Source organism: Natronomonas pharaonis DSM 2160, assembly GCF_000026045.1.
Classification (GTDB): Archaea; Halobacteriota; Halobacteria; order Halobacteriales; family Haloarculaceae; genus Natronomonas; species Natronomonas pharaonis.
In genome coordinates, this window is sequence record NC_007426.1 from 1228188 (window position 1) to 1246630 (window position 18443).

Annotated in this window: 26 protein-coding genes, 1 tRNA gene and 1 pseudogene; 14 read left to right on the forward strand and 14 right to left on the reverse strand. The window is 63.1% G+C overall.

Annotated elements, in window-relative coordinates:
- Positions 1-26: 26 nt before the first annotated feature.
- The 3 genes from NP_RS06255 to NP_RS06265 all read left to right on the forward strand — a co-directional run bounded on the left by NP_RS06255 (position 27) and on the right by NP_RS06265 (position 3843).
- Positions 27-656: a thioredoxin domain-containing protein gene (locus tag NP_RS06255; RefSeq protein ID WP_011322984.1), complete on the forward strand. Its 630-nt coding sequence runs from the start codon at positions 27-29 to the stop codon at positions 654-656.
- Between the two features lie 582 nt (positions 657-1238).
- The gene (locus tag NP_RS06260) at positions 1239-2426 is read left to right on the forward strand and encodes a redox-regulated ATPase YchF (protein ID WP_011322985.1); all 1188 of its coding nucleotides are present in this window, start codon (positions 1239-1241) and stop codon (positions 2424-2426) included.
- A gap of 70 nt (positions 2427-2496) precedes the next feature.
- Entirely contained in the window at positions 2497-3843 is a 1347-nt protein-coding gene (locus tag NP_RS06265; RefSeq protein WP_011322986.1) for a cytochrome P450, read from the forward strand.
- 25 nt (positions 3844-3868) lie between these two features.
- Here the strand turns inward: NP_RS06265 and NP_RS06270 are convergent, their stop codons facing one another.
- The gene (locus NP_RS06270) at positions 3869-5008 is read right to left on the reverse strand and encodes a thiamine pyrophosphate-dependent dehydrogenase E1 component subunit alpha (protein ID WP_011322987.1); all 1140 of its coding nucleotides are present in this window, start codon (positions 5006-5008) and stop codon (positions 3869-3871) included.
- A 109-nt stretch (positions 5009-5117) separates the two neighbouring features.
- Here NP_RS06270 and NP_RS15080 point away from each other — a divergent pair, with 109 nt between their 5' ends.
- The 3 genes from NP_RS15080 (at position 5118) to NP_RS06280 (ending at position 6862) form a co-directional block, all read left to right on the forward strand.
- Positions 5118-5240, forward strand: coding sequence for a hypothetical protein (locus tag NP_RS15080; RefSeq protein WP_011322988.1), 123 nt, complete (start codon positions 5118-5120; stop codon positions 5238-5240).
- A gap of 64 nt (positions 5241-5304) precedes the next feature.
- Positions 5305-6387: an acetate and sugar kinases/Hsc70/actin family protein gene (locus tag NP_RS06275; protein ID WP_011322989.1), complete on the forward strand. Its 1083-nt coding sequence runs from the start codon at positions 5305-5307 to the stop codon at positions 6385-6387.
- Between the two features lie 49 nt (positions 6388-6436).
- The gene (locus tag NP_RS06280; RefSeq protein ID WP_011322990.1) at positions 6437-6862 is read left to right on the forward strand and encodes a hypothetical protein; all 426 of its coding nucleotides are present in this window, start codon (positions 6437-6439) and stop codon (positions 6860-6862) included.
- Here NP_RS06280 and NP_RS06285 read toward each other — a convergent pair.
- From NP_RS06285 to NP_RS06305, 5 genes are all read right to left on the reverse strand, one after another.
- Positions 6859-7293: a universal stress protein gene (locus tag NP_RS06285; RefSeq protein ID WP_011322991.1), complete on the reverse strand. Its 435-nt coding sequence runs from the start codon at positions 7291-7293 to the stop codon at positions 6859-6861. The two genes, NP_RS06280 and NP_RS06285, sit on opposite strands and share 4 nt — an antisense overlap.
- Positions 7294-7318: 25 nt before the next feature.
- Positions 7319-7645, reverse strand: a complete 327-nt coding sequence (locus tag NP_RS06290; protein WP_011322992.1) for a DUF5658 family protein — start codon at positions 7643-7645, stop codon at positions 7319-7321.
- A gap of 14 nt (positions 7646-7659) precedes the next feature.
- Positions 7660-7800: a hypothetical protein gene (locus tag NP_RS14565; protein WP_011322993.1), complete on the reverse strand. Its 141-nt coding sequence runs from the start codon at positions 7798-7800 to the stop codon at positions 7660-7662.
- 621 nt (positions 7801-8421) lie between these two features.
- Positions 8422-8712, reverse strand: a complete 291-nt coding sequence (locus tag NP_RS06300; protein WP_011322994.1) for a DUF7521 family protein — start codon at positions 8710-8712, stop codon at positions 8422-8424.
- Between the two features lie 93 nt (positions 8713-8805).
- Positions 8806-9156: an ArsR/SmtB family transcription factor gene (locus NP_RS06305; RefSeq protein WP_049939541.1), complete on the reverse strand. Its 351-nt coding sequence runs from the start codon at positions 9154-9156 to the stop codon at positions 8806-8808.
- A gap of 99 nt (positions 9157-9255) precedes the next feature.
- Between NP_RS06305 and NP_RS06310 the strand changes: the two genes are divergently transcribed.
- Positions 9256-9687 carry a universal stress protein gene (locus NP_RS06310; RefSeq protein WP_011322996.1) on the forward strand — a complete coding sequence of 144 codons (432 nt, stop codon included), beginning with the start codon at positions 9256-9258 and terminating at the stop codon, positions 9685-9687.
- On the opposite strand, the gene NP_RS06315 is transcribed toward NP_RS06310, so the two are convergent.
- Both NP_RS06315 and NP_RS06320 read right to left on the reverse strand, forming a co-directional pair.
- Positions 9684-10394: a fumarylacetoacetate hydrolase family protein gene (locus NP_RS06315; RefSeq protein WP_011322997.1), complete on the reverse strand. Its 711-nt coding sequence runs from the start codon at positions 10392-10394 to the stop codon at positions 9684-9686. The genes NP_RS06310 and NP_RS06315 overlap by 4 nt on opposite strands.
- 25 nt (positions 10395-10419) lie before the next feature.
- The gene (locus NP_RS06320; protein WP_011322998.1) at positions 10420-11121 is read right to left on the reverse strand and encodes an SOS response-associated peptidase; all 702 of its coding nucleotides are present in this window, start codon (positions 11119-11121) and stop codon (positions 10420-10422) included.
- A 146-nt stretch (positions 11122-11267) separates the two neighbouring features.
- Between NP_RS06320 and NP_RS14365 the strand changes: the two genes are divergently transcribed.
- A complete protein-coding gene (locus NP_RS14365) occupies positions 11268-11450 on the forward strand; it encodes a hypothetical protein (protein ID WP_011322999.1) in 183 nt (60 codons plus the stop codon).
- Between the two features lie 76 nt (positions 11451-11526).
- Here NP_RS14365 and NP_RS06325 read toward each other — a convergent pair whose 3' ends face one another.
- The 3 genes from NP_RS06325 to NP_RS06335 form a co-directional block, all read right to left on the reverse strand.
- The gene (locus tag NP_RS06325) at positions 11527-11823 is read right to left on the reverse strand and encodes a DUF7545 family protein (protein WP_011323000.1); all 297 of its coding nucleotides are present in this window, start codon (positions 11821-11823) and stop codon (positions 11527-11529) included.
- 154 nt (positions 11824-11977) lie between these two features.
- Positions 11978-12052 (reverse strand) — tRNA-Val (locus tag NP_RS06330).
- A gap of 47 nt (positions 12053-12099) precedes the next feature.
- Positions 12100-12369 (reverse strand): DUF7553 family protein, encoded by a 270-nt coding sequence (locus tag NP_RS06335; protein ID WP_011323001.1) that lies wholly within the window; start codon positions 12367-12369, stop codon positions 12100-12102.
- A gap of 150 nt (positions 12370-12519) precedes the next feature.
- Here NP_RS06335 and NP_RS06340 point away from each other — a divergent pair, with 150 nt between their 5' ends.
- Both NP_RS06340 and NP_RS06345 read left to right on the forward strand, forming a co-directional pair.
- Positions 12520-12873 (forward strand): HesB/IscA family protein, encoded by a 354-nt coding sequence (locus NP_RS06340; RefSeq protein WP_011323002.1) that lies wholly within the window; start codon positions 12520-12522, stop codon positions 12871-12873.
- 63 nt (positions 12874-12936) lie between these two features.
- A complete protein-coding gene (locus NP_RS06345; protein WP_011323003.1) occupies positions 12937-13437 on the forward strand; it encodes a DUF2062 domain-containing protein in 501 nt (166 codons plus the stop codon).
- 10 nt (positions 13438-13447) lie between these two features.
- Here NP_RS06345 and NP_RS06350 read toward each other — a convergent pair whose 3' ends face one another.
- On the reverse strand, positions 13448-13645 hold the full coding sequence (locus NP_RS06350; protein WP_011323004.1) for a dodecin: 198 nt from the start codon (positions 13643-13645) through the stop codon (positions 13448-13450).
- A gap of 113 nt (positions 13646-13758) precedes the next feature.
- Between NP_RS06350 and NP_RS06355 the strand changes: the two genes are divergently transcribed.
- Positions 13759-14955, forward strand: coding sequence for a pyridoxal-phosphate-dependent aminotransferase family protein (locus tag NP_RS06355; protein ID WP_011323005.1), 1197 nt, complete (start codon positions 13759-13761; stop codon positions 14953-14955).
- On the opposite strand, the gene NP_RS06360 is transcribed toward NP_RS06355, so the two are convergent.
- On the reverse strand, positions 14956-15270 hold the full coding sequence (locus tag NP_RS06360; protein ID WP_011323006.1) for a DUF7116 family protein: 315 nt from the start codon (positions 15268-15270) through the stop codon (positions 14956-14958).
- Between the two features lie 83 nt (positions 15271-15353).
- Here NP_RS06360 and NP_RS06365 point away from each other — a divergent pair.
- From NP_RS06365 to NP_RS06375, 3 genes and pseudogenes are all read left to right on the forward strand, one after another.
- Positions 15354-16025, forward strand: a pseudogene (locus NP_RS06365) (molybdopterin-dependent oxidoreductase); the annotation flags it as partial.
- A 2-nt stretch (positions 16026-16027) separates the two neighbouring features.
- Positions 16028-17233 (forward strand): 4Fe-4S dicluster domain-containing protein, encoded by a 1206-nt coding sequence (locus NP_RS06370; RefSeq protein WP_049939543.1) that lies wholly within the window; start codon positions 16028-16030, stop codon positions 17231-17233.
- A 12-nt stretch (positions 17234-17245) separates the two neighbouring features.
- A complete protein-coding gene (locus NP_RS06375; protein ID WP_011323009.1) occupies positions 17246-18184 on the forward strand; it encodes a TorD/DmsD family molecular chaperone in 939 nt (312 codons plus the stop codon).
- A 9-nt stretch (positions 18185-18193) separates the two neighbouring features.
- Here the strand turns inward: NP_RS06375 and NP_RS06380 are convergent, their stop codons facing one another.
- Positions 18194-18430 carry a DUF5816 domain-containing protein gene (locus NP_RS06380; RefSeq protein WP_011323010.1) on the reverse strand — a complete coding sequence of 79 codons (237 nt, stop codon included), beginning with the start codon at positions 18428-18430 and terminating at the stop codon, positions 18194-18196.
- Between the last annotated feature and the right edge of the window lie 13 nt (positions 18431-18443).

Sequence of the window (18443 nt, forward strand, 5' to 3'; positions counted from 1 at the left end):
TGGCCCCGCCGTCCGAATACTCGGTAATGTCACCCGACCTCACCCGACGGGGCTACCTCGCTGTGACCGCCGCGGCCGGCGGGGCGGCGCTGGCGGGCTGTTCTGACGATGTCACGGCCGACCCCGACGCCATCGATGACGCCGACCGACCGGCGCTTGGTGCCGAGAACGCCCCCGTGACGGTTACTGTGTTCGAGGATTACGGCTGTCCGGCCTGTGCGCGGTTCAAAGCGCAGGCGCTGCCGGCTCTCATCGACCAGTATATTGAAACAGGCGAGGTCAGATATCTGCACGCTGATTTCCCGATTCCGGTCGATGAAGCGTGGTCCCATCCTGTCGCCAACGCCGCCCGCGAGGTCTTTTTCGAGGCCGGTAACGACGCATTCTGGCTCTTTTCGTCGTCCATCTACGACCATCAGGGGAGCTACTCGCTAGACGCCATCGAGACCGTCGCCGCTGACGTGGCCGACGACGAGGCCGTCGGTGCGGCCGCCCGGGCCGCTGCCGACGAGGAAGCCCACAGCGAACGCATCGCTGCCGACCGTGACCGCGGCGAGTCATGGGGCGTCGGCGGGACGCCGGCCGTCTTCGTCGACGAAACGGAGGTCGACCCCGCCTACGATGAGATTGACAGCGCTATCCAAGACCGGCTCTGAGACAAGACATCGTGTGAACTACCCCATCCTGCTCGCGCTGACGCGCTCGCTGAGGGTGGGGCTTCCTGGTTCCGCGACGCGCTTTTTCACGGACGGTCGGCGTGCGCCGACAGTCCGCGCAGGGAGCGCAGTCTCCGCAGGCGTGGATTTGGAGCGTCCCACTCCTACTCGGTGGTGACGGCGGAATCTGTCTCGACCGTCCTTTTTGTCGGACTCTAAGCCGAGACGATGAGTAGTTGCCATCACGGTTCCAGCCTTCGGCTGGCACCGTTATAAATTCATGGAACAGAGTGCAAACAATTCTGTGACGGCGTGGACGAATCGCAGAGCGATTCGTTCGCACACCAGAAACAGAGATTTCTGGGGACGCTGTATCCCCTCCCTACTGCGTCCTCAGAACGCAAAGCGTTCTGATGTGCGAACGAGAGCTCCGCTCTCGTTAACGCTGCTTGTCCGCTACGCGGACTGCGCTGCTCGTTGAGCAAGGGAGCTTAGCGCCTCAATTCAGCTAACACGATACCCGCAGCCAAGCGGCGGCGCGAGGTCAAAACGTTTTACCCGTCGATTCTCCTCTCGGTAGCTATGAGCTACACCATCGGACTCGTCGGCAAGCCCTCTGTCGGCAAGTCCACCTTCTTCAACGCCGCGACGATGAACGACGTTCCCGAGGGAGCCTATCCGTTCACGACCATCGACCCATCGATGGGTGAGGCCTACGTTCGCGTCGAGTGTGCGGCCCCGGAGTTCGACCACAGCTGTACACCGAACCACGGCTACTGTGCCGACGGCATGCGGTTCGTCCCGACGAAGCTGGTCGACGTGGCCGGGCTCGTTCCCGGTGCCCATGAAGGAAAGGGGCTCGGAAACCAGTTCCTGACCGACCTCAACGAAGCCGACGTGCTGATACACGTCGTCGATTTTACTGGCGAAACTGACCTCGAAGGCGAGCCAACCGAGGACCACGACCCACGTGACGACATCGACTTCCTCGAAAACGAACTCGATATGTGGTATCTCGATATCCTCGAAAAGGGTATCGAACGATACGAGTCCGGCTATCACGGCACCGAGCGCGACATCGAGGCCGACCTCGCCGAACAGATGTCGGCGTTCGGCATCGGGGAGGACGAACTCAAGCAGGTCATTCTCGCACTCGACCTGCCGCTTGCCCCCGAGCCGTGGGACGCCGCCGACCGCGAACGGCTAGCCCGCGAAATCCGCATCCGGACGAAGCCGATGGTCATCGCCGCCAACAAGATGGACACCGAGGCCGCCCAAGAAAACTGGGAGCCGATAACGTCCGACCCCGACTACGAGCACCTGACGTTCGTGCCCGTCTCGGCCCACGCGGAGAAGGCTCTCAAGCAGGGCGACGAGCAAGACGTTCTCTCGTACCGCCCCGGCGACGACGGGTTCGAAATAACCGCCGACCTGCCGGACGAAAAGCAGGCCGGCCTCGAACAGATACGCGAGTTCATCGACGACTTCGGCGGCACCGGCGTCCAGTCGGCGCTGGAGACCGCGCTCTTCGATGAACTCGACGCGATTGCAGTCTTTCCCGGCGCGCGCAAGCCGCAAGACGACGGCACCTTCCTGCAGGATTGTTTCGTGCTTCCCGGCGGCTCGACCGCCGAGGAGTTCGCCTACTTCCTCCACACCGACATCGGAGATGGGTTCCTCCATGCCCACGACGTTCGGTCGGGCCGGCAGGTCGGGGCCGACACCGAACTGAGCCATCGCGACGTCGTCGAAATCACGACGACGAACTGAGCCGTCGTCGAGTTCCGGATGACGCTGCCGGGCGCGAAAGCCCCAATAGTCTCAGGACCTACCCCTAGCCATGTCAACAAGACTCCCGGAACCGCCGGAAGCGGGGCTTCTCAACGCGCTCCGGTTTGGGACTGACACCTTCCGGTTTCTCGAAGGGATACAGGCCCGGTTCGACGACGGAACATCGGTTTCGATTCCGGGACGGCCGCCGCTTGTCGTACTGACCGGTCCCGACCTCGTCGGTGAAGCGCTTGACCGTCCGGAGGATTTCCCCCGTGTTCCCGCTCAGGATGCGGTGACGATGATAGCTGAGAACGGCCTCGTACAGAGCGAGGGTGCGCTCTGGTCCCAGCAGCGCTCGGTGATGGCCCCGTCGTTTAGCGGCGAGCAGGTGACCGCCTACGCGAACACAACCGGGCGGCGAATCGAGGCCCGGGCCGACCAGTGGGCAGCCGCCGGAGCGAGAACAACCGACCTCCATCGGGAGATGACCTCTCTCACCGTCCGGGTTGCCTCGGAGATACTGCTGGGTGAGGACATCGGCACGGAGCGCGCCGACCAGTTCCACGAGTGGATGCAGGTCGCGGGCGAGGAGTTCGAATTCGGTATCGAAACCGTCCTGCCCGACTGGGTGCCGACGCCGACATCGGGCGAGTTCGAGCAGGCGGCAGCGGGTATCCGGGAGCTGAGCGAACAGCTCATCGAACGCCGACGGGAGAGCCTTGCTGCCGGCGAACGTCCCGACGCGTCCGATATGCTCACGATGCTCATTCGCGCCGAGGACAACCCCGATATCGACTATCCCGAAAACCAGATTCGAGACGAGGTCGCGACGTTTCTCATTGCCGGCCACGAGACGACGGCATTGAGCCTCACCTACACATTGTGCCTGCTGTCGTGGCATCCCGAGGCTCGCCGCCGGGTTCGCCAAGAGGCCGACGAAGCTCTCGGCGACGGACCGCCAACGCACGACGACCTCGCGGAGCTTACGTACACTCGGCGGGTCTACGATGAGGCGCTACGCCTCTACCCGCCCGCGTGGGGTGTTTTCCGGCAGGCAAACGGCGATGTTACCCTCGGGCAGTATACCATCCCGGACGGTTCAGCGGTCATCATGCCGCTGTGGTCGATTCACCGCGATGGCAGCTACTTTGAGCAGCCCGACACGTTCGACCCGGACCGCTGGGAGCGGCGCACCCCGAGAGCTGTCGACGCCTATCGTCCCTTTTCGAGCGGCCCGCATGCGTGTATCGGCCGCGGGTTCGCGCTGGCCGGATCGACGCTCGTCCTTGCGCGACTCGTCCGCGATTTCGACATCGACGTTCCGGAATCAGCGCTAGACGACCTCCGGTTGACGCCGACGCTCCGGCCAGCCGACGGCGTCGAAGCAACAATTCAACCAGTCGGCGGTCGGTGACCTGCGGGGTGCCTCGCCTCCGGCCTCAATGCTCCTCACGTAGCGCTTTGTCGCCGTACTCCTCGCGAAGCCGCTGTAGGTACGCACGCTGTGATTTGATATCGTCCGGGAGTTCCGCGTAGGCGTCCGCAAAGAGGTCGTCGGGGTCCGGCTCGACGGCCATCGCTTGGTCGACGGCGTCGGCGACGGTCGCCTCTACGTCCGATTCGACCGCCGAAACCGCCTCATCGTCGAGCAGCCCGAACTCGCGGAGGAAACCCTCAAACCGCGGCAGCGGGTCCCAGCGCCGCCAACGCTCGACGGCCTCGTCGGTCCGGTACGCCGAGGGGTCGTCGGCGGTCGTGTGTGCGCCGAAGCGGTACTGCACGGCCTCGACGAGCGACGGCCGGCTTGCCGTGCCGGCGTCGGTCGGCCGCTCGTCGTCCGATTTCGCCCGGTCGAGCGCCTCATCCATGACCTCGTAGGTCGCAAGCGGGTCCATCCCGTCGACACGGACACCCGGGAAGCCATAGGCTTCGGCCTTCGCCGCGAACGTGTCGCTTGCCGTCTGTGCGGCCTGCGGCACGGAAATCGCCCACTGATTGTTATTACAGACAAACACCGCCGGCACGTCGAAGACGCCGGCAATGTTAGCTCCTTCGTGGAAATCCCCCTCGCTGGTTGCGCCGTCGCCGAAGTGGCAGACAACGGCCCGGTCGTCGCCGCGGAGCTTTGCGGCCCATGCCATCCCGACGGCGTGTGGGACGTGCGCCGCAATCGAGATGTTCAGCGGCGCGATGTTGTGCTCGACGAGTGTCGCGTTGCCGGATTCGTAGCCCATCCAGTAGCGGATGTAGTCGGCGAGGCCGCCGCGGTCGATGACTGCACCGTGTTCGCGGTACTGATAGCTCACCCAATCGTCGTCATCGAGGGCATACATCGAACCGAACTGTGCGGCCTCCTGACCGGCAAGCGGCGCGTAGGTGCCGATTCGCCCCTGCCGCTGGAGGCTGACCATCCGCTCGTCGAAGTGGCGCGCAAGGCGCATATCCCGGTGTAGCTCACGTAGCCGGTCGTCGGAGAGCGGCGGCTCGTAGCCGTCGACGAGCGGCTGTCCGTCGGCATCAAGCCGGCGGTGGAGATTCTCGCCTTCGGCGAAGGCGTCGATGGCGTCCGCTGTGTCCATGCCGAATGCACCGCCGCCGCGGACATAGCTTTGGGGGCTGTCGGAACCGGCGGGTCCCTCGCGACGATAGGGCGCAACGCTTTTTCATTGCGGCGGCCTCCCTCCGGACATGAAAGACTACATCATCGACGAAGAACAGCATCTGTCGCCGGTCGTCGTCGTTACGACCGTCGCACTCGTGGCGATTTTCGGGTTCGGGCTCCTGTATCAGGCTGTTTCGCTTGCTTTGTAACTGCAGCACCTATAGTTGGATGTCGCGGGTCTTTTATTAGGCTCCACTGAGTTGGCTATCTCATATGAGCGACGACTCAACAGAAGAACCGGACGAAGACACCACGGAAGAACCGGACGAAGACACCACCGAGGCGACCGAAGGGGCAGCCGTCGGCGTTAAGCTCGGAAGCACACGAACCGTTCTGAAGACCGACGACACCGTCGACAAGATGCTCACGTGTCTGGCGACCTACGAGGACGCTCTCACCGGCGAGGAACGCATTCTCTACGGCGAGGAAGCCGCCCGCGAGTACCCTGATACCGTTCGGTATATGCTTCGGTCGGGGCTGCCGGAGGACGACGAGAACGCCGAGGCCGCCGCGAAGTTCTTCCAAGCGGTCGTTGAGGCCAACGACGTTCCCGAAGCAAGCGGCGTCGTGTACGCGGTCCCCACGATGGAAAACGAGGCCGGCATCCGGAATCTCGAATCGGTCATCGAATCGGCTGCCATCGGCGACGTCTTCACCCGCGCATATCCTGAATCCCTCTGTGGAGCGGTTCCGGTCTTCGGCGGTGTCGAGGCGCTTGACGAAATCTTCCTCTCGATTAATCTCGGGTCGACGAACCTCGAAGCCTGTGCCTTCCGTCGTGGCGAGGCCCTCGCACCGTATGCGACCGGCGGTGTCACCGGCAGCGAAGTTGACCGCCGTATCGTCTCCTACATCGAAGAAGAGACACAGGGCCGAGTCAACGTCGACCTCACGACGGCCCGCGAATACAAGGAGGAACACGCCAACTTCGACGCCTTCGAGCCGTTCACGGACGTCATCCAGCAGCCCGGCGGCGGCGCACACGAGTTTACCATTGAAGACAGTGTCATGGACGCCTGCGACGAGTATCTCGACGAGGTTGTCGACGCCGTCGCCAACGAGTTCCTGCCGGAACTGGCAAACGACTACATGAAGGTCTATCAGATCGCTCTCGATGAGACAATCGTGCTGACCGGCGGTATGGCCTGCATCCCGGGGCTCGTCGACGAGTTCGAGCGGCGGCTCAGCGATGAGCTCCAGCGGGACATCAAAGCGGATGCGGCCGACCGTCCCGACCTCGCAGCCGCCGAAGGCGCACACGAAATCGCTAGCCAGCTGCTCAAACACCAGTCCTGATACACTGCGAGGGCGAGGACTTTTGCCGGCCGCCGCCGTCGGCTCGGCTATGCGTACCGACTCCGACTCCCCGTGGCTGCTTGGTGGGCTCTGTCTGATCGCAGTGGCGGCGGCGGGCATCCTCCATGCCGTCTACATTCCCCGCCACATTCCTGGGTCGTTCTCCCGTGCACTGCCGTATCTCGTGGTTGGCTGGGCGAGCTACGCCTTCGTCTTCTATGCGCTCGGGCGGCTCGGACCGCTGGCCTCCGGGATGCCGTCGATGCGGGCGCTCGATTTCGGACTCGGGCTGTTTCTGTTTTCGATTGTCGTCAGTGGTCTCTTCGACGCCGCCGGGCTGACACTTACAGTAGCGCCCGGTCTGCACCTGCTTCCGGCGCTCGGACTCTACGTTGGCCTCGCGCTCGCCGGCTGGGGGTTCGGTGCGCGAACCCGTGCCGTCAACCGAATCGCCGCTGAAGCCGAGCGCGGCTAGTCGGTGCCACCGTGGACGAGGACATCGACATCGCTTCGCCGAACGACGTGTTCTGTGACGCTGCCGAGCATAAGCCGCTCGACACCACCCCGCCCTCGCGTCCCCATGACGATGAGGTCGGCTTCGACCTCGTCGGCGTAGTCGAGAATCGTCTCCGGTGCCGGCCCGGTCGGCGTTGCGGTCGTCACCTCGATACCGTCCGTTGCCGCCGACGCCACGACCGACTCGACGACGCGCTCGGCCCGGTCACCGAGTGCCTCCGCCGCCGAGGTCCGCTCGCCGGGAAGCTGGTAGTCGCTTAGCGGACCGGTGTCGGCGACACAGATGACGTGGACGCGGCTGCCATGAGCGCGCGCGATGTCGAAACCGCGGGTCGCGGCGGCGGTCGCGTCCTCGCTGCCGTCGACCGGCAGCAGTATCTCTTCGAACATAGTGGTACAGAGGGCCTCCCGGTGCTTATAACGCACCGGAGATAACAACGAGGTTCCACAGCGTCACCGCCGCCCCAACGACCGCAAGCGCAAGCGGCACCGCAACGCGGCCGGGCGTCCGAAGCAGCCGCCAGACGACGTAGAACGTCGGGAACACGACGACCTTGATGCCAATGAGCGCGCCGCGACCGTAGGCGTCAATCAACGGTCTCGCTATCGGCCCGGCTTCGGCGACACCGCCGAGCGACAACCCCCAGAACGTCGTCACCGTGTCACCGACGCCGTACAGTAGTAAAGCGGCTATCCACACCTCGCGTTCGCGCTCCGCGAGCCGCGGCAAGAGTCCTCCCACGTCGGCCGGTCAACCTACGGCAATATAACTGCAGCGACGGCCACGGCGACACATAGCGTCAGCCCGGCGATAATGAGGAAGTCGGCACGCGGTGTGAGATACGCGCCCGGCTCCTCAGCGTTCGCTTCGGTCGCTGACGGACGGTCTGCTTCCATACCATACCGTCCGCATTCGACGGTTATCAACGCAATCTGTGTTTCGAGCACTGAATCGCCTGGTACCGCGACGGCAATAGCTTTGCCGCCGTGTCCCGTATATCAAATATGGCCGAGAACCGAGACCTCAGACACCCAGACCACGTCATCCCGCCGCAATCGGACGCTATCCGTAGTCAACAACCTCGGGGTCAAGCCCCGAGGCTTGTCGGTGGACTCGCCGCGTCGTACCTAACTTACTTCGGTATTACTCTATACCGAGTGTCAGGCGTTCACGGGTCTTTGACCCCGACTTGGGGGCTGGTTGACTGGCAGCCCGTGGCTGGCAACACTTGTGGCTGCCATCCACTACAAGATATTACGGAGTCAAACAATTTAAACTTTGACACTCGGGAGAGTGTCGGCTTCCTCCTCGGGGTCAAGCCCCGAGGTATCCGCCTTGCGTTTTTGATGAACTCGACCGCGGCGGCCGCTCGCTGTTGTGTTGTCTCCGCTGCGGGCGGCAGGTCGCCGCCCTCCGACACGGGGACTCGTGTCTTTTCTGTGGCTCTAATGCCATCGTCGTCGAATCGTGGTCCTCACCCGGCCGCTGAACTGCCCGCTTGAGTAGTTTCGCATCCGTTACCGATACAACGAGGCGTAAATCATGGCGAATCCGACGATGAACGGGACTGTCTCGGCGATCTGGAAATACTGAAGGCTGCGACCGATTCCGCCTTGCACACCGAGTTGCGTTGTGAGGTTCGTCACCCCGACACCCATGCTGAGAAACGCGAACCCGATGAACGCGTACTGGAGCCGCTCTGTCGGCTGCTTTCTGTAGGCTTGGAAGCTGATTATCGTCAGCCCGAGTGTAAGTCCGAAAAGCAGCAGTCGCATCGAGATGAGAACCGCTTGCAAGAGGTCGACCATGTGAGTCCGTTTATGTGCCCCCGATAAAAATACCCCGCTGGCGGCGCGAAATCTCCGGGATATTCCGGTCTGTGCCTTCCGCCACGGGCCGGTTTAGTCTTTTCCGAGGTCGTCCCACAACTGCGTAAACCGGTCCGGAAGGTTCTCCCGGCGGTAGATACGGACCTTGTACTCGTCGTCTTCGAGTTGGATGACAGTACTGTCGAAGTTACACTCGTAGATGTTGTAGTGGTTGCCGTCCCCCGAGACCGCGGTCCGCTCGACAACGAGGTCGTTCGACTCGAGTACCTCCAGTCGACGGTAAATCGTCGGCAGCGAGAGGTCACATTCGTCCGCAAGCTCCTTTGCCGACCGTGGCTCGCGGCTTATTGCGGCGAGTACGTCCCGTGCGTGCTGGTCCCCGATGGTATCGAGGATATCTTCGATGGTTTGCTCGCCTTCCACAGACGTGTGTACTATCGGCACTCAAAAGTTCTTTCGCCGATGACGGCCCCGACAGACGAGACGCGGCGTTTCAAGTAGGTGGCCATCGCAGGAGCCGACATGTACGATTCCATCCTGTTGCCGACGGACGGCAGCGAGAACGCCAGCGAAGCGCTTTCCCACGCCATTGAGGCGGCAAACTCCTACGACGCCGATTTACACATCGTCTCCGTCGTCGACGAACGCGTCATCCTCGCGGCCGCGCCGGAGGACAAAGAGGAGGTCAGGGAGGACCTCGCTGCTGAAGCCAACGATGCTGTCGAGGAACTGACCGCCCGCGCTACTGACGCCGGCCTCGACGTGACGGCCGCAACGCCCAGCGGTGTCCCGTACCGCGAAATCCTCTCGTATGCCGACGACGAAGCGGTCGACCTGCTTGTGCTCGGAACCCACGGCCGGACCGGACGCGAAAAGCGGCTCAACCTCGGCAGCACGACCGAACGCGTTATCAAAGACGGCGACCGGCCGGTGCTCGTCGTCGATATCAGCTAATCGCCGCCGACGGTGTTACGAAGCGTTCCGATACCCTCGTAGTAGATTTCTATCTCGTCGCCGCGTTCGAGCAGGCCGGGGTTTGCCGGGCTGCCGAAGCTGATGACGTCGTCTGGCTTGAGCGTAAACCGCTCGGAGAGGAAGGAAATGACCTCTCGCGGCTTGATGAACATGTTCTCGGTGTTGTCCTCCTGCCGGAGCTCGCCGTTGATGTGTGTCGTCATGTCGAGGCCAACGGGGTCGATGTCAGCGACGACCGGACCGAGCGGTCCGGAGGAGTCGAACGCTTTCCGGGCGGTGCGACGCTCTTGGTCGAGACAGTCGAGGTCGTTGAGGATGGTATACCCCCGAACGACATCATCGACTTCGTCCTCGGCGACGTTTTTGCACTCGGTGTCGATGACGGCCGCAAGCTCGCCGGCGTAGGTTAGCTCCTCGGAGAACGACGGGTACGGAATCGGCGTCTCGGGGTCGTGCAGCGAGACCGGGGGCTTGATGAAAAAGTCCGGGACCTCCGGTACCTCGTAATCCATCTGGTCGACTTTCTCGCCGAAGTTTCGGCCGACACAGTAGAAGACCGACGGCTCACACGGCGCGAGTAGCTCGTATTCCGCCGGTTCGTAGCTCCCCTCGTCGGTGTGAACGGTTCCATCGTCGTACTCGCCTTCAAAGACGCCATCGTCTGTGTCGATGCGTGCGAACTTCATACGCGGGTGAGCGGCGGCCGGTCCCTTACCGTTGCCGGTCTGTGTCGGCCGGCTTGATGAGCCCCGGCCGGTCGTTGCTCGGGTCGTTGACCGCACTCGATACTGGTGTGATACGCATGTTATCGCCGGATGCGGGCGACAGCGAGACCGAATCACCGTTGAGCCACGCGCCCTCATCGTCAGCATTGAGGATGACTGCCATGCGATGGTGGAGCGGCTCTACGACCCCGTTCGGCTCTGTTGTCAGTATGGTGAACGTCTCCAGCGGCTCGGGGTCTCCGCCGTCGGTAGCCCCGTCGCCGAAGGCGTCCAGCCCAACCTGTTGTGTCTCGGGGGTCCACCGTTCCCAGACCCCCGCCATCGCGAACGGGCGGTCGTCATCGAAGGCCACGCGGTAGGGACGCTTGCCGTCGCCGCGGTCGGCCCACTCGTAGAAGCCATCGGCGAGGACGAGACACCGGCGACGCTGGTAGGCCTCGGCAAAGGCCGGCTTTTCGGCAACCGTCTCGGAGCGGGCGTTGATATGGCCGCCGCTATCATCATCGGCCCATCGGGGAACGAGCCCCCACTCCAGACGCTGAATGCGGCCGGGGTCGGTGTCGACGACGACCGGCAGCTGCTGTCCCGGTGCAGCGTTGTACCGCGGCTCGAACTCGAAACCGACGGTCGCGTCGAACCGGGATTCAAGTTCGTCGGGCGGCGTAAAGAGCGTGTATCGCCCACACATACAGCCGCGTATGCGTTCCGGCTCGAAATAGGTAGCGAACGTGGCGGCGCGCGGCGCGTGCTGCACAACAGCGCATTGACATCCGGTCTGCTGTTCGGACCCTCGCAACCGAAATATCCATTGTGTGGGAGCATGTACCGTAGTGTATGCCTTCAGCCACAGTTGCGTGTCCGTACTGTGAGACAGACAACACCGTCACGGTACCTGATGGGGTGGACATCAAGAAGGTCGTCAAGTCGTATCGGACCGGCATCCGCGGTGACAAAAACGTCTCCGAGGCCGAGTGTGCAGGCGGCCATCACTTCGGCGTCAAATACCGGTCGAAATAAAGTACGTATCGGGACAACAGACCCGCGAGAGAGGAACGGACGAAGTCTACGACCGCATCGGTCTGTCGGTCCGTTTTTAATGTCCGTGTCCCATCATCTCTTCGAACGGCTGTCCGAACCGTTCTTCGAAGAGCTCCATTGTCCGCTCCATCGCTTGCTCGTTTGCATCGCTTTCTTCTACACCTATGTCGCCCTGTGCGTGGTGGAGGACGGCGTGGAGCTGCTGTGCAACGCCGAGCATCGCGAGGTCTCCGATAACCGTTGGCATCCCTTCGTCGCTTTCGTTAAGAACATCGATTGCCTCGGGTACTACTTCGATTTCGTCACGGTTGTCCGGCGTTTCGATGGTAACGGTAACAGTGTCGTCAGCCATACGTGCTCTGCCGTAGCCAGATACAAATATTATTGGGAGCTGATGACAGAAATCAGTGGGCCGGGGCGGATTTGAACCGCGAGAACTCGCTTCGCTCGTTCTCTGGGCACAAACCGCTGAGCCCATCCGCTCTTCACGTCCGTTCATCGCAGAATGGGTCGGGGCGGATTTGAACCGCCGGCTTCCTCCGTGTGAAGGAGGTGTCATAACCGACCTAGACCACCGACCCAGCGAAAGAAGATATCGCCGCCCCGGACTTAACCCTTTTCAACCGACCTAGTTGTCGTCGCGGTGCTCCCGGTAGCCGTTGATTTTCTCTCGGGCATCCGCAATCGCTTCCCGTGTCTCGCCTTCTGCACGCTCTTGTAGTGCCGCGAGGTCCTCCCGTACCTCCTCGAATCGGCCGGGCTCCGGCTCTTCTTCTTCTCGGTCGATGAGGTCGTCGACGCGCTCGCGGACCGGTTCGAGTTCTTCGGCGACGCCTTCCTTGGCGGTCTGTCCGGCGCGTTTCAGGTAGTAGCGGGTGTCTTCGAAGTGTTTGTTCATGTTTCGTAAATATATACGCTATCAGAGAATAAAACCATTATGGCGGAGGGGTCCAGCGTGACGCCCGTCCGGTAGGCTCTCTCGGCACGATACCGGCCGGACGTCGTTCCGAGCGTCAGGGTTATTGACATAGCCATAGTATAGTGGTATATGAGCCAGAGCGTCGACACCGACCCGGTCGAGGTCACCGAGGACGCCGCTGAACAGGCGATTTCCCTCATCGAAAACGAGGGCTACGATACCGACGAGGCGGGCCTCCGGCTGTTCGTCCAACAGGGCGGCTGTGCCGGCCTATCATACGGGCTCCGCTTCGACGACGCACCGGAAGACGACGATGCGATTACCGAACATCACGGGCTCCGGGTCTTCATCGACCCGTCCAGCCAGAACTACATCGAGGGGTCCGTACTCGACTTCGAAGGGGGACTGCAAGGCAAGGGCTTCAGCGTCGAAAACCCCAACGTCGAAAGCGAGTGTGGCTGCGGCGAGTCGTTCCGGACGTAGGTAGCGTTCGTACTGCTGATTCGTCCGCTACATTTCTTACGCTGGCAGTCAAATACAGAACGAATGGCCTCCAGCCGTCTCGGGTCGTACCGTGCGCGGATACGCGGGGCGCTCCGAACCGCCCTCGAAGAGGAGCATCCGCCGAAGGAAGTCTCCGGGAGCTTCGCGCTCGGCACGTTCATTACGATGCTGCCGACGCTCGGGACAGGGCTGGTGCTCTTTGTCGTGCTTGTGGCAATCTTCGACCGCATCAGCAAGGTCGCGCTGCTCGCCTCGGTCGTCGTGTTCAACCCGGTCGTCAAGTGGGGCGTTTACGGAGCGAGTTTTGCGCTCGGGGTGGCGATTCTCGGCCCGGTCGAAGGCGTTTCCCCGACGAGTGCTTCGCTGTCGGCTGGTCCGGACATCATCGTCCGGCTCCTTGTCGGGAACCTCATCCTCGCAGTCATCGCCACTGTCATCAGCTACTTCGTCGTCTATCGACTGGCGGTTGCCTACCGGCACACCGAGGTCGGCGAGCGCATCGAGGAGGCGGTCCACGATATCGCCGACGAACTCAAAAAGTAGCGGGGGCGGCTTACTCCAGCTCGAAGGCCACTTCGACTTCCGCTTGGTACTCGCGGCCGTCAGCGTTTGCTACCTCGACGCCGAACTCCTCGACTTCGGCCCAGTAGATGTTGTCGAGGGTGTCCTCAGCGCGGTCGAGGGCGTCGTCGGCCGCGGCATCGAAGCTCTCGTCGCTCGTTCCGATGAGCGTGATTTTCTTGAATACCATCGCAGGCCGTCATTCTCCCCGAGGGCTACTAAAGCTATCTCCGAATCGAAAATAGGTTTCCTTTCCGGCGAGTTTTCCGTACGCTTTTGTGCCCCCGATAATCACGTTCGTGTATGGACAGCATCGACGTCGACGAGTTGCGGCCGCCCGAGCGGCTGTTGATGGGTCCCGGTCCGAGTGAGACGCACCCGCGTGTTCTGGCGGCGTTCGGAACGCCGCCGGTGGGCCATCTCGACCCGGGGTTCGTCGAGATGATGGACGAGACCCAGGAACTCCTGCGGGCGACGCTGGGGACGGAAAACGAGTGGACCATCCCGGTAAGCGGGACGGGGTCGGCGGCGATGGAGGCCGCCATCGCCAACCTCGTTGCGCCGGGCGATACCGCCGTCGTTCCCGGGAACGGCTACTTCGGCGACCGAATGGCCGAGATGGTCCGCCGGGCCGGCGGCGAGGTCGCTGTCGTCGAAACCGCGTGGGGCGAGCCGCTCGACCCCGCTGCCGTTCGGGATGCCTGTGCGACACACGACCCCGACGTTGTCGGTGTCGTCCACGCCGAAACCTCGACCGGTGTCCTGCAACCGTCGATGGAAGAGATAACCGCGGCTGCCCACGACCACGGGGCGCTCGTTGTCGCCGACTGTGTGACCTCCCTCGGCGGCGTCGAGTTCCGGATGGACGAATGGGGCGTCGATGTCGCCTACAGCGCCGGCCAGAAGTGTCTTTCCTGTCCGCCCGGTGCGAGCCCGCTTTCGGTCAACGACGCGGCGATGGAGAAGATACTCGACCGCGACGAGGCCGTCCGGTCGTGGTATCTGGACCTCTCGTTGCTCGATGAGTACTGGGGCGACGAGCGGGCCTACCATCACACCGCTCCTGTCAACAACGTCTACGCACTCCGGGAGGCGCTCCGGTTGGTACAGGAGGAGGGTCTCGAAGCCCGCTGGCAGCGCCACCGGCGGTTCTCGGCGGCCCTACAGGCGGGCTTGTGGGAACTGGGCCTTGAGCCGGTCGTCGACGAGAACGCTCGGCTACCGAGCCTGACGACTGCACGGCTCCCCGACGGCCTCACCCCTGGGGCGGTTGTCGCGACGATGCGGGACGACCACAACGTCGAGATCGCGACAGGGCTGGGTGCCTTCGCCGACGAGGCGGTCCGTATCGGCTGCATGGGTCACGGCGCGCGCCGTGGCCCCATCCTTGAGACGCTTGGCGCGCTCGGCGAGACACTCGTCGCTCACGGTGTCGATGTCGACCCCGGAACGGGGGTCGCCGCCGCGACTGCGGAACGCTCCGCCGATGAAAAACCGTAATTACGGCGCCGGTAGCACGTCGGCGCTCGGGTGGAGAACCTGATAATCGCCGTCCTCGACGCTCATAACTGCCCAGTCGTAATCGGGTTCGAGCCCGAGCAGTCGGTCGCGGACCTCACCGGCACGGTCGGCGTCGGCAACGAAACAGCGGAGCCGGCCATAGGTGTTTGCCTCTTCTGGGTCGGCTGTCGTCACGTGAACGGTCCGCCATTTCCGCTCGGCCCGCAGTTCGTCGTTTTCCGTCGTCACCTCGTAGCCGAGGTCGCGGAAGATGGTCCGTGCCTCCTCGTCGAGGGATGTGGTAACGGCTCCCATTCAGACGAGCGTTAGTCGGCACGGTAGATAAAGATTAGCACGTTACGGATACGTGATAGATTATGCCCGCAAGCACGGTGGTGGTGCCGAACATCGCCGTCTGGTGGGGGCCGTTCGGGGACATGGACCGCGAGGACGAGCGAAAGCCCTACTTCGGTGAGGGCTACGTCGAGATGAACCCGAACGACGCCCGCGAGGAAGGCTTCGAGGACGGCGACTACGTCTGGGTCGACGCCGACCCCGACGACCGCCCGTACATCGGCGCGGACGGCGACCCCGACGAGTACGCCCGCGCCCTGATGCGCGTCCGCTACCAGCCGGCGATGCCCGAAAACATCACCCGTAGCTGGTTCAACCTCAATCAGGCGACCCACGGGACGACCGAGGCGACCCCGGACCGTGAGGGGCTGGCGAAAAACGAAGAAACCGACTACGTTTCGCTGTACCGCCGCGGCGGCCACCAGAGCACAACCCGGACGTGGCTTCGGCCGACGCTGCTGACAGACGAGATGAACCGCAAGAACCTGATGGGCCAGACCATCGGACAAGGCTTCGAGCCTGACGTCCACTGTGCGAACGGCGCTCCCCGAGAGTCGTTCGTCAAGTTCGAGAAGGAAGGCGATGCTGGCGAGGACGGCGAGGGTCTCTGGCGGCCCGCCGAACTCGGCCTACGCCCCGGCTACGAAGACCTCGGAGAGGACACTGACCTGCGCCGCTACATCAGCGGCGGCTACGCTGAAACTGGAGGTGACTAATCATGCCACAGGTAGAAAACTGGCAACTCGGCCGCGAGATGGAGTATCCGTACGAAGAGGCCCGCCCGGACGACCAGTGGGCCGGCGTCTTCGACCTGAACAAGTGCATTGAATGCCAGACATGTACGCTGGCCTGCAAGACGACGTGGACCCACGAGGAGGGCCAAGAGCACATGTTCTGGAACAACGTCGAAACCAAGCCCTACGGCTCCCACCCTGTCGGCTGGGACCAGCGGCTCGTCGAGGAACTCGGCGAGATGGAGTGGGACGAAGACGGCACCTACGAGGGAGAGACCATCTTCGAGGCCAAGGGCGCCGAGTGGATCGGCGACGGCTCCGACATCAAGGATGACGGTAGCGCCGCCGACGACATGGCCGGGTTCCGGCCGAGTACCGATGACTGGCGCTACCCGAACCTCGGCGAGGACGAGCCGGCTGGCGAGGAGATGACGCCGAATACGCACTTCGACGAGAGCACCCACCCGGTGTGGTTCTTCTACCTCCCACGCATCTGCAACCACTGCACGTACGCTGCCTGTGCGGGCTCGTGTCCGGCGCAGGCCATCTACAAGCGCGAAGAGGACGGCGTCGTGCTGATAGACGAAGACAACTGTGTCGCATGGCAGCAGTGTAACGAGGCCTGTCCCTACAAGAAGGCCATCTACAACATGCAGGAGGGCATCTCCCAGAAGTGCGTCGGCTGCTACCCGAAGACCGAGGAGGGGAAAGCCCCCCAGTGTTTCGAGAGCTGTATCGGGAAAATTCGGCTCCACGGCTACATCAACACGCCCGACGAGGCCAACGTCGGCGACCCCAGCGACGAGCGGGTTAACCCGGTCGATTTCCTCGTCCACAAAAAGGAAATCGCCCTGCCGCTGTACCCGCAGTTCGGGCTTGAGCCGAACGTCTACTACATCCCACCGATTACCGCGCCGACGGACTACCTGACACAGATGTTCGGCCCCGGCGTCGAAGACGCCATCGAGATGTACCAGGCCGCCCGGGACGGCGAGGAGCCGGCCGTGCAGGCGCTGCTGCAGCTGATGGGCAGCACGGAGTGGTCGCTGACCGGCTTCGAACTCGACGGCGACGAGGCTGTCGGCTTCTACGAGGGCGACGAGGTCGGCCGGGTGCCGATTACCGAGCCGACCGCCGAACGGGACCGCTACGACGAAGACGAAGACGTCTATCGACTGGACGTGACCTGAGGTGAGCGACAGATGAGCAACAACATCCTCCGGTCGCGGTCAGAAACGACGGACGAGCGGCGAACCGGTCCCGACGCCGGTGGCTCTAGTGTCGACCGTACGCTGCTCGAAGCCGGCTCGGCCGTCGACGCTGCGCACCGCTCGCGGCTATACGGGCTGGTGGCGCTGGCGCTCGACCGCCCGGGCGATGACCACCGGGAGGCCATGGCCGACGGGGCGTTCATCGAGGAGCTCCGCGAATCGGCCAGCATCTACGACGACAAACGCATCGAGCAGGCCATCGACCGCGTCGCCGACGCCTACACCGACCTCGACGAGCATCGCCGCGAGTGGGCATCGCTTTTCGGCGTCGAGGAGGGTGTTACTGTCTCACCGTATCAGCTCACCTACCTCCCCGGCCCGCTCGTGACGACCGTTCGCGAACTCGCCGACATGAAGGGGTTCTACCAAGCGTTCGGGCTGGAAATCGCCCCGGAGGAGCGCGACCGCGGCGACAACATCGTCTTCCAGGTGGAGTTCTTGAGCCACCTTCTGTTCCGGGAGGCGACGCTCCGACAGGCAAACGACACCGAAGGCGTCAGCGTTGTCGTCGGCGCACAGCGGTCGTTCCTTGAGGACCACCTCGGCCGCTGGTACTGGCGATTCGCCGAGGAGGTCGCAAAGCAGGACACGGGCGGCTTCTACGTCGCCGTCGCTGAACTCCTTGCAGCCCTCGTTGAGGAAGACATCGACCGTCTCGGCGCCGACCCGGAGTGGGTGCCCGACGACCCCGAGGTGACAGAATGGAACGAGGGCGTCTTCGGTGACTCCGGCCGTAACTGCGGCGGCTGCGGGGCCGCCGACGACGAGGGCGAAGCGCCGACGGATGCCGGGCTGATGGATACCTACGGCCCGCCGGATGAAGACAGACTACCGGATATAGACGAGTACGGACCGCTCAACGACGAGTAGCCCAACGTCTCACTCGTGGGCGGCGTCCCATTCTTCGGCCTTGTGGAAGTTCGCACACTCGTTGCACTTAATTCGTCCCATCGCGTCGACAGCGTTGTCAAACGTGTCGCAGTTCGTACAGAAAAAGCCCCAGCGACGCGTTCCCTCGGCGTCGCTGTAGACGACACGGAACGGCGCTTTGTTTCCCCGCTCTGCCTCTCTCGAAAGGTACAGCGTTTCGCCGTCGGGCCCGGTTCGTTCCTCCATACCGGTGGTGTGC

Coding starts and splice junctions, on each gene's coding strand:
- NP_RS06335 (WP_011323001.1), bottom strand. CDS start 12,369: ATGAACAAACACTTCGAAGACACCCGCTACTACCTGAAACGCGCCGGA.
- NP_RS06300 (WP_011322994.1), bottom strand. CDS start 8,712: ATGGTCGACCTCTTGCAAGCGGTTCTCATCTCGATGCGACTGCTGCTT.
- NP_RS06260 (WP_011322985.1), top strand. CDS start 1,239: ATGAGCTACACCATCGGACTCGTCGGCAAGCCCTCTGTCGGCAAGTCC.
- NP_RS14565 (WP_011322993.1), bottom strand. CDS start 7,800: ATGGAAGCAGACCGTCCGTCAGCGACCGAAGCGAACGCTGAGGAGCCG.
- NP_RS06380 (WP_011323010.1), bottom strand. CDS start 18,430: ATGGAGGAACGAACCGGGCCCGACGGCGAAACGCTGTACCTTTCGAGA.
- NP_RS06310 (WP_011322996.1), top strand. CDS start 9,256: ATGTACGATTCCATCCTGTTGCCGACGGACGGCAGCGAGAACGCCAGC.
- NP_RS06280 (WP_011322990.1), top strand. CDS start 6,437: ATGCGTACCGACTCCGACTCCCCGTGGCTGCTTGGTGGGCTCTGTCTG.
- NP_RS06285 (WP_011322991.1), bottom strand. CDS start 7,293: ATGTTCGAAGAGATACTGCTGCCGGTCGACGGCAGCGAGGACGCGACC.
- NP_RS06360 (WP_011323006.1), bottom strand. CDS start 15,270: ATGGGAGCCGTTACCACATCCCTCGACGAGGAGGCACGGACCATCTTC.
- NP_RS06275 (WP_011322989.1), top strand. CDS start 5,305: ATGAGCGACGACTCAACAGAAGAACCGGACGAAGACACCACGGAAGAA.
- NP_RS06265 (WP_011322986.1), top strand. CDS start 2,497: ATGTCAACAAGACTCCCGGAACCGCCGGAAGCGGGGCTTCTCAACGCG.
- NP_RS06345 (WP_011323003.1), top strand. CDS start 12,937: ATGGCCTCCAGCCGTCTCGGGTCGTACCGTGCGCGGATACGCGGGGCG.
- NP_RS06325 (WP_011323000.1), bottom strand. CDS start 11,823: ATGGCTGACGACACTGTTACCGTTACCATCGAAACGCCGGACAACCGT.
- NP_RS15080 (WP_011322988.1), top strand. CDS start 5,118: ATGAAAGACTACATCATCGACGAAGAACAGCATCTGTCGCCGGTCGTC.
- NP_RS06355 (WP_011323005.1), top strand. CDS start 13,759: ATGGACAGCATCGACGTCGACGAGTTGCGGCCGCCCGAGCGGCTGTTG.
- NP_RS06375 (WP_011323009.1), top strand. CDS start 17,246: ATGAGCAACAACATCCTCCGGTCGCGGTCAGAAACGACGGACGAGCGG.
- NP_RS06315 (WP_011322997.1), bottom strand. CDS start 10,394: ATGAAGTTCGCACGCATCGACACAGACGATGGCGTCTTTGAAGGCGAG.
- NP_RS06370 (WP_049939543.1), top strand. CDS start 16,028: ATGCCACAGGTAGAAAACTGGCAACTCGGCCGCGAGATGGAGTATCCG.
- NP_RS06270 (WP_011322987.1), bottom strand. CDS start 5,008: ATGGACACAGCGGACGCCATCGACGCCTTCGCCGAAGGCGAGAATCTC.
- NP_RS06350 (WP_011323004.1), bottom strand. CDS start 13,645: ATGGTATTCAAGAAAATCACGCTCATCGGAACGAGCGACGAGAGCTTC.
- NP_RS06340 (WP_011323002.1), top strand. CDS start 12,520: ATGAGCCAGAGCGTCGACACCGACCCGGTCGAGGTCACCGAGGACGCC.
- NP_RS06255 (WP_011322984.1), top strand. CDS start 27: ATGTCACCCGACCTCACCCGACGGGGCTACCTCGCTGTGACCGCCGCG.
- NP_RS06320 (WP_011322998.1), bottom strand. CDS start 11,121: ATGTGTGGGCGATACACGCTCTTTACGCCGCCCGACGAACTTGAATCC.
- NP_RS14365 (WP_011322999.1), top strand. CDS start 11,268: ATGCCTTCAGCCACAGTTGCGTGTCCGTACTGTGAGACAGACAACACC.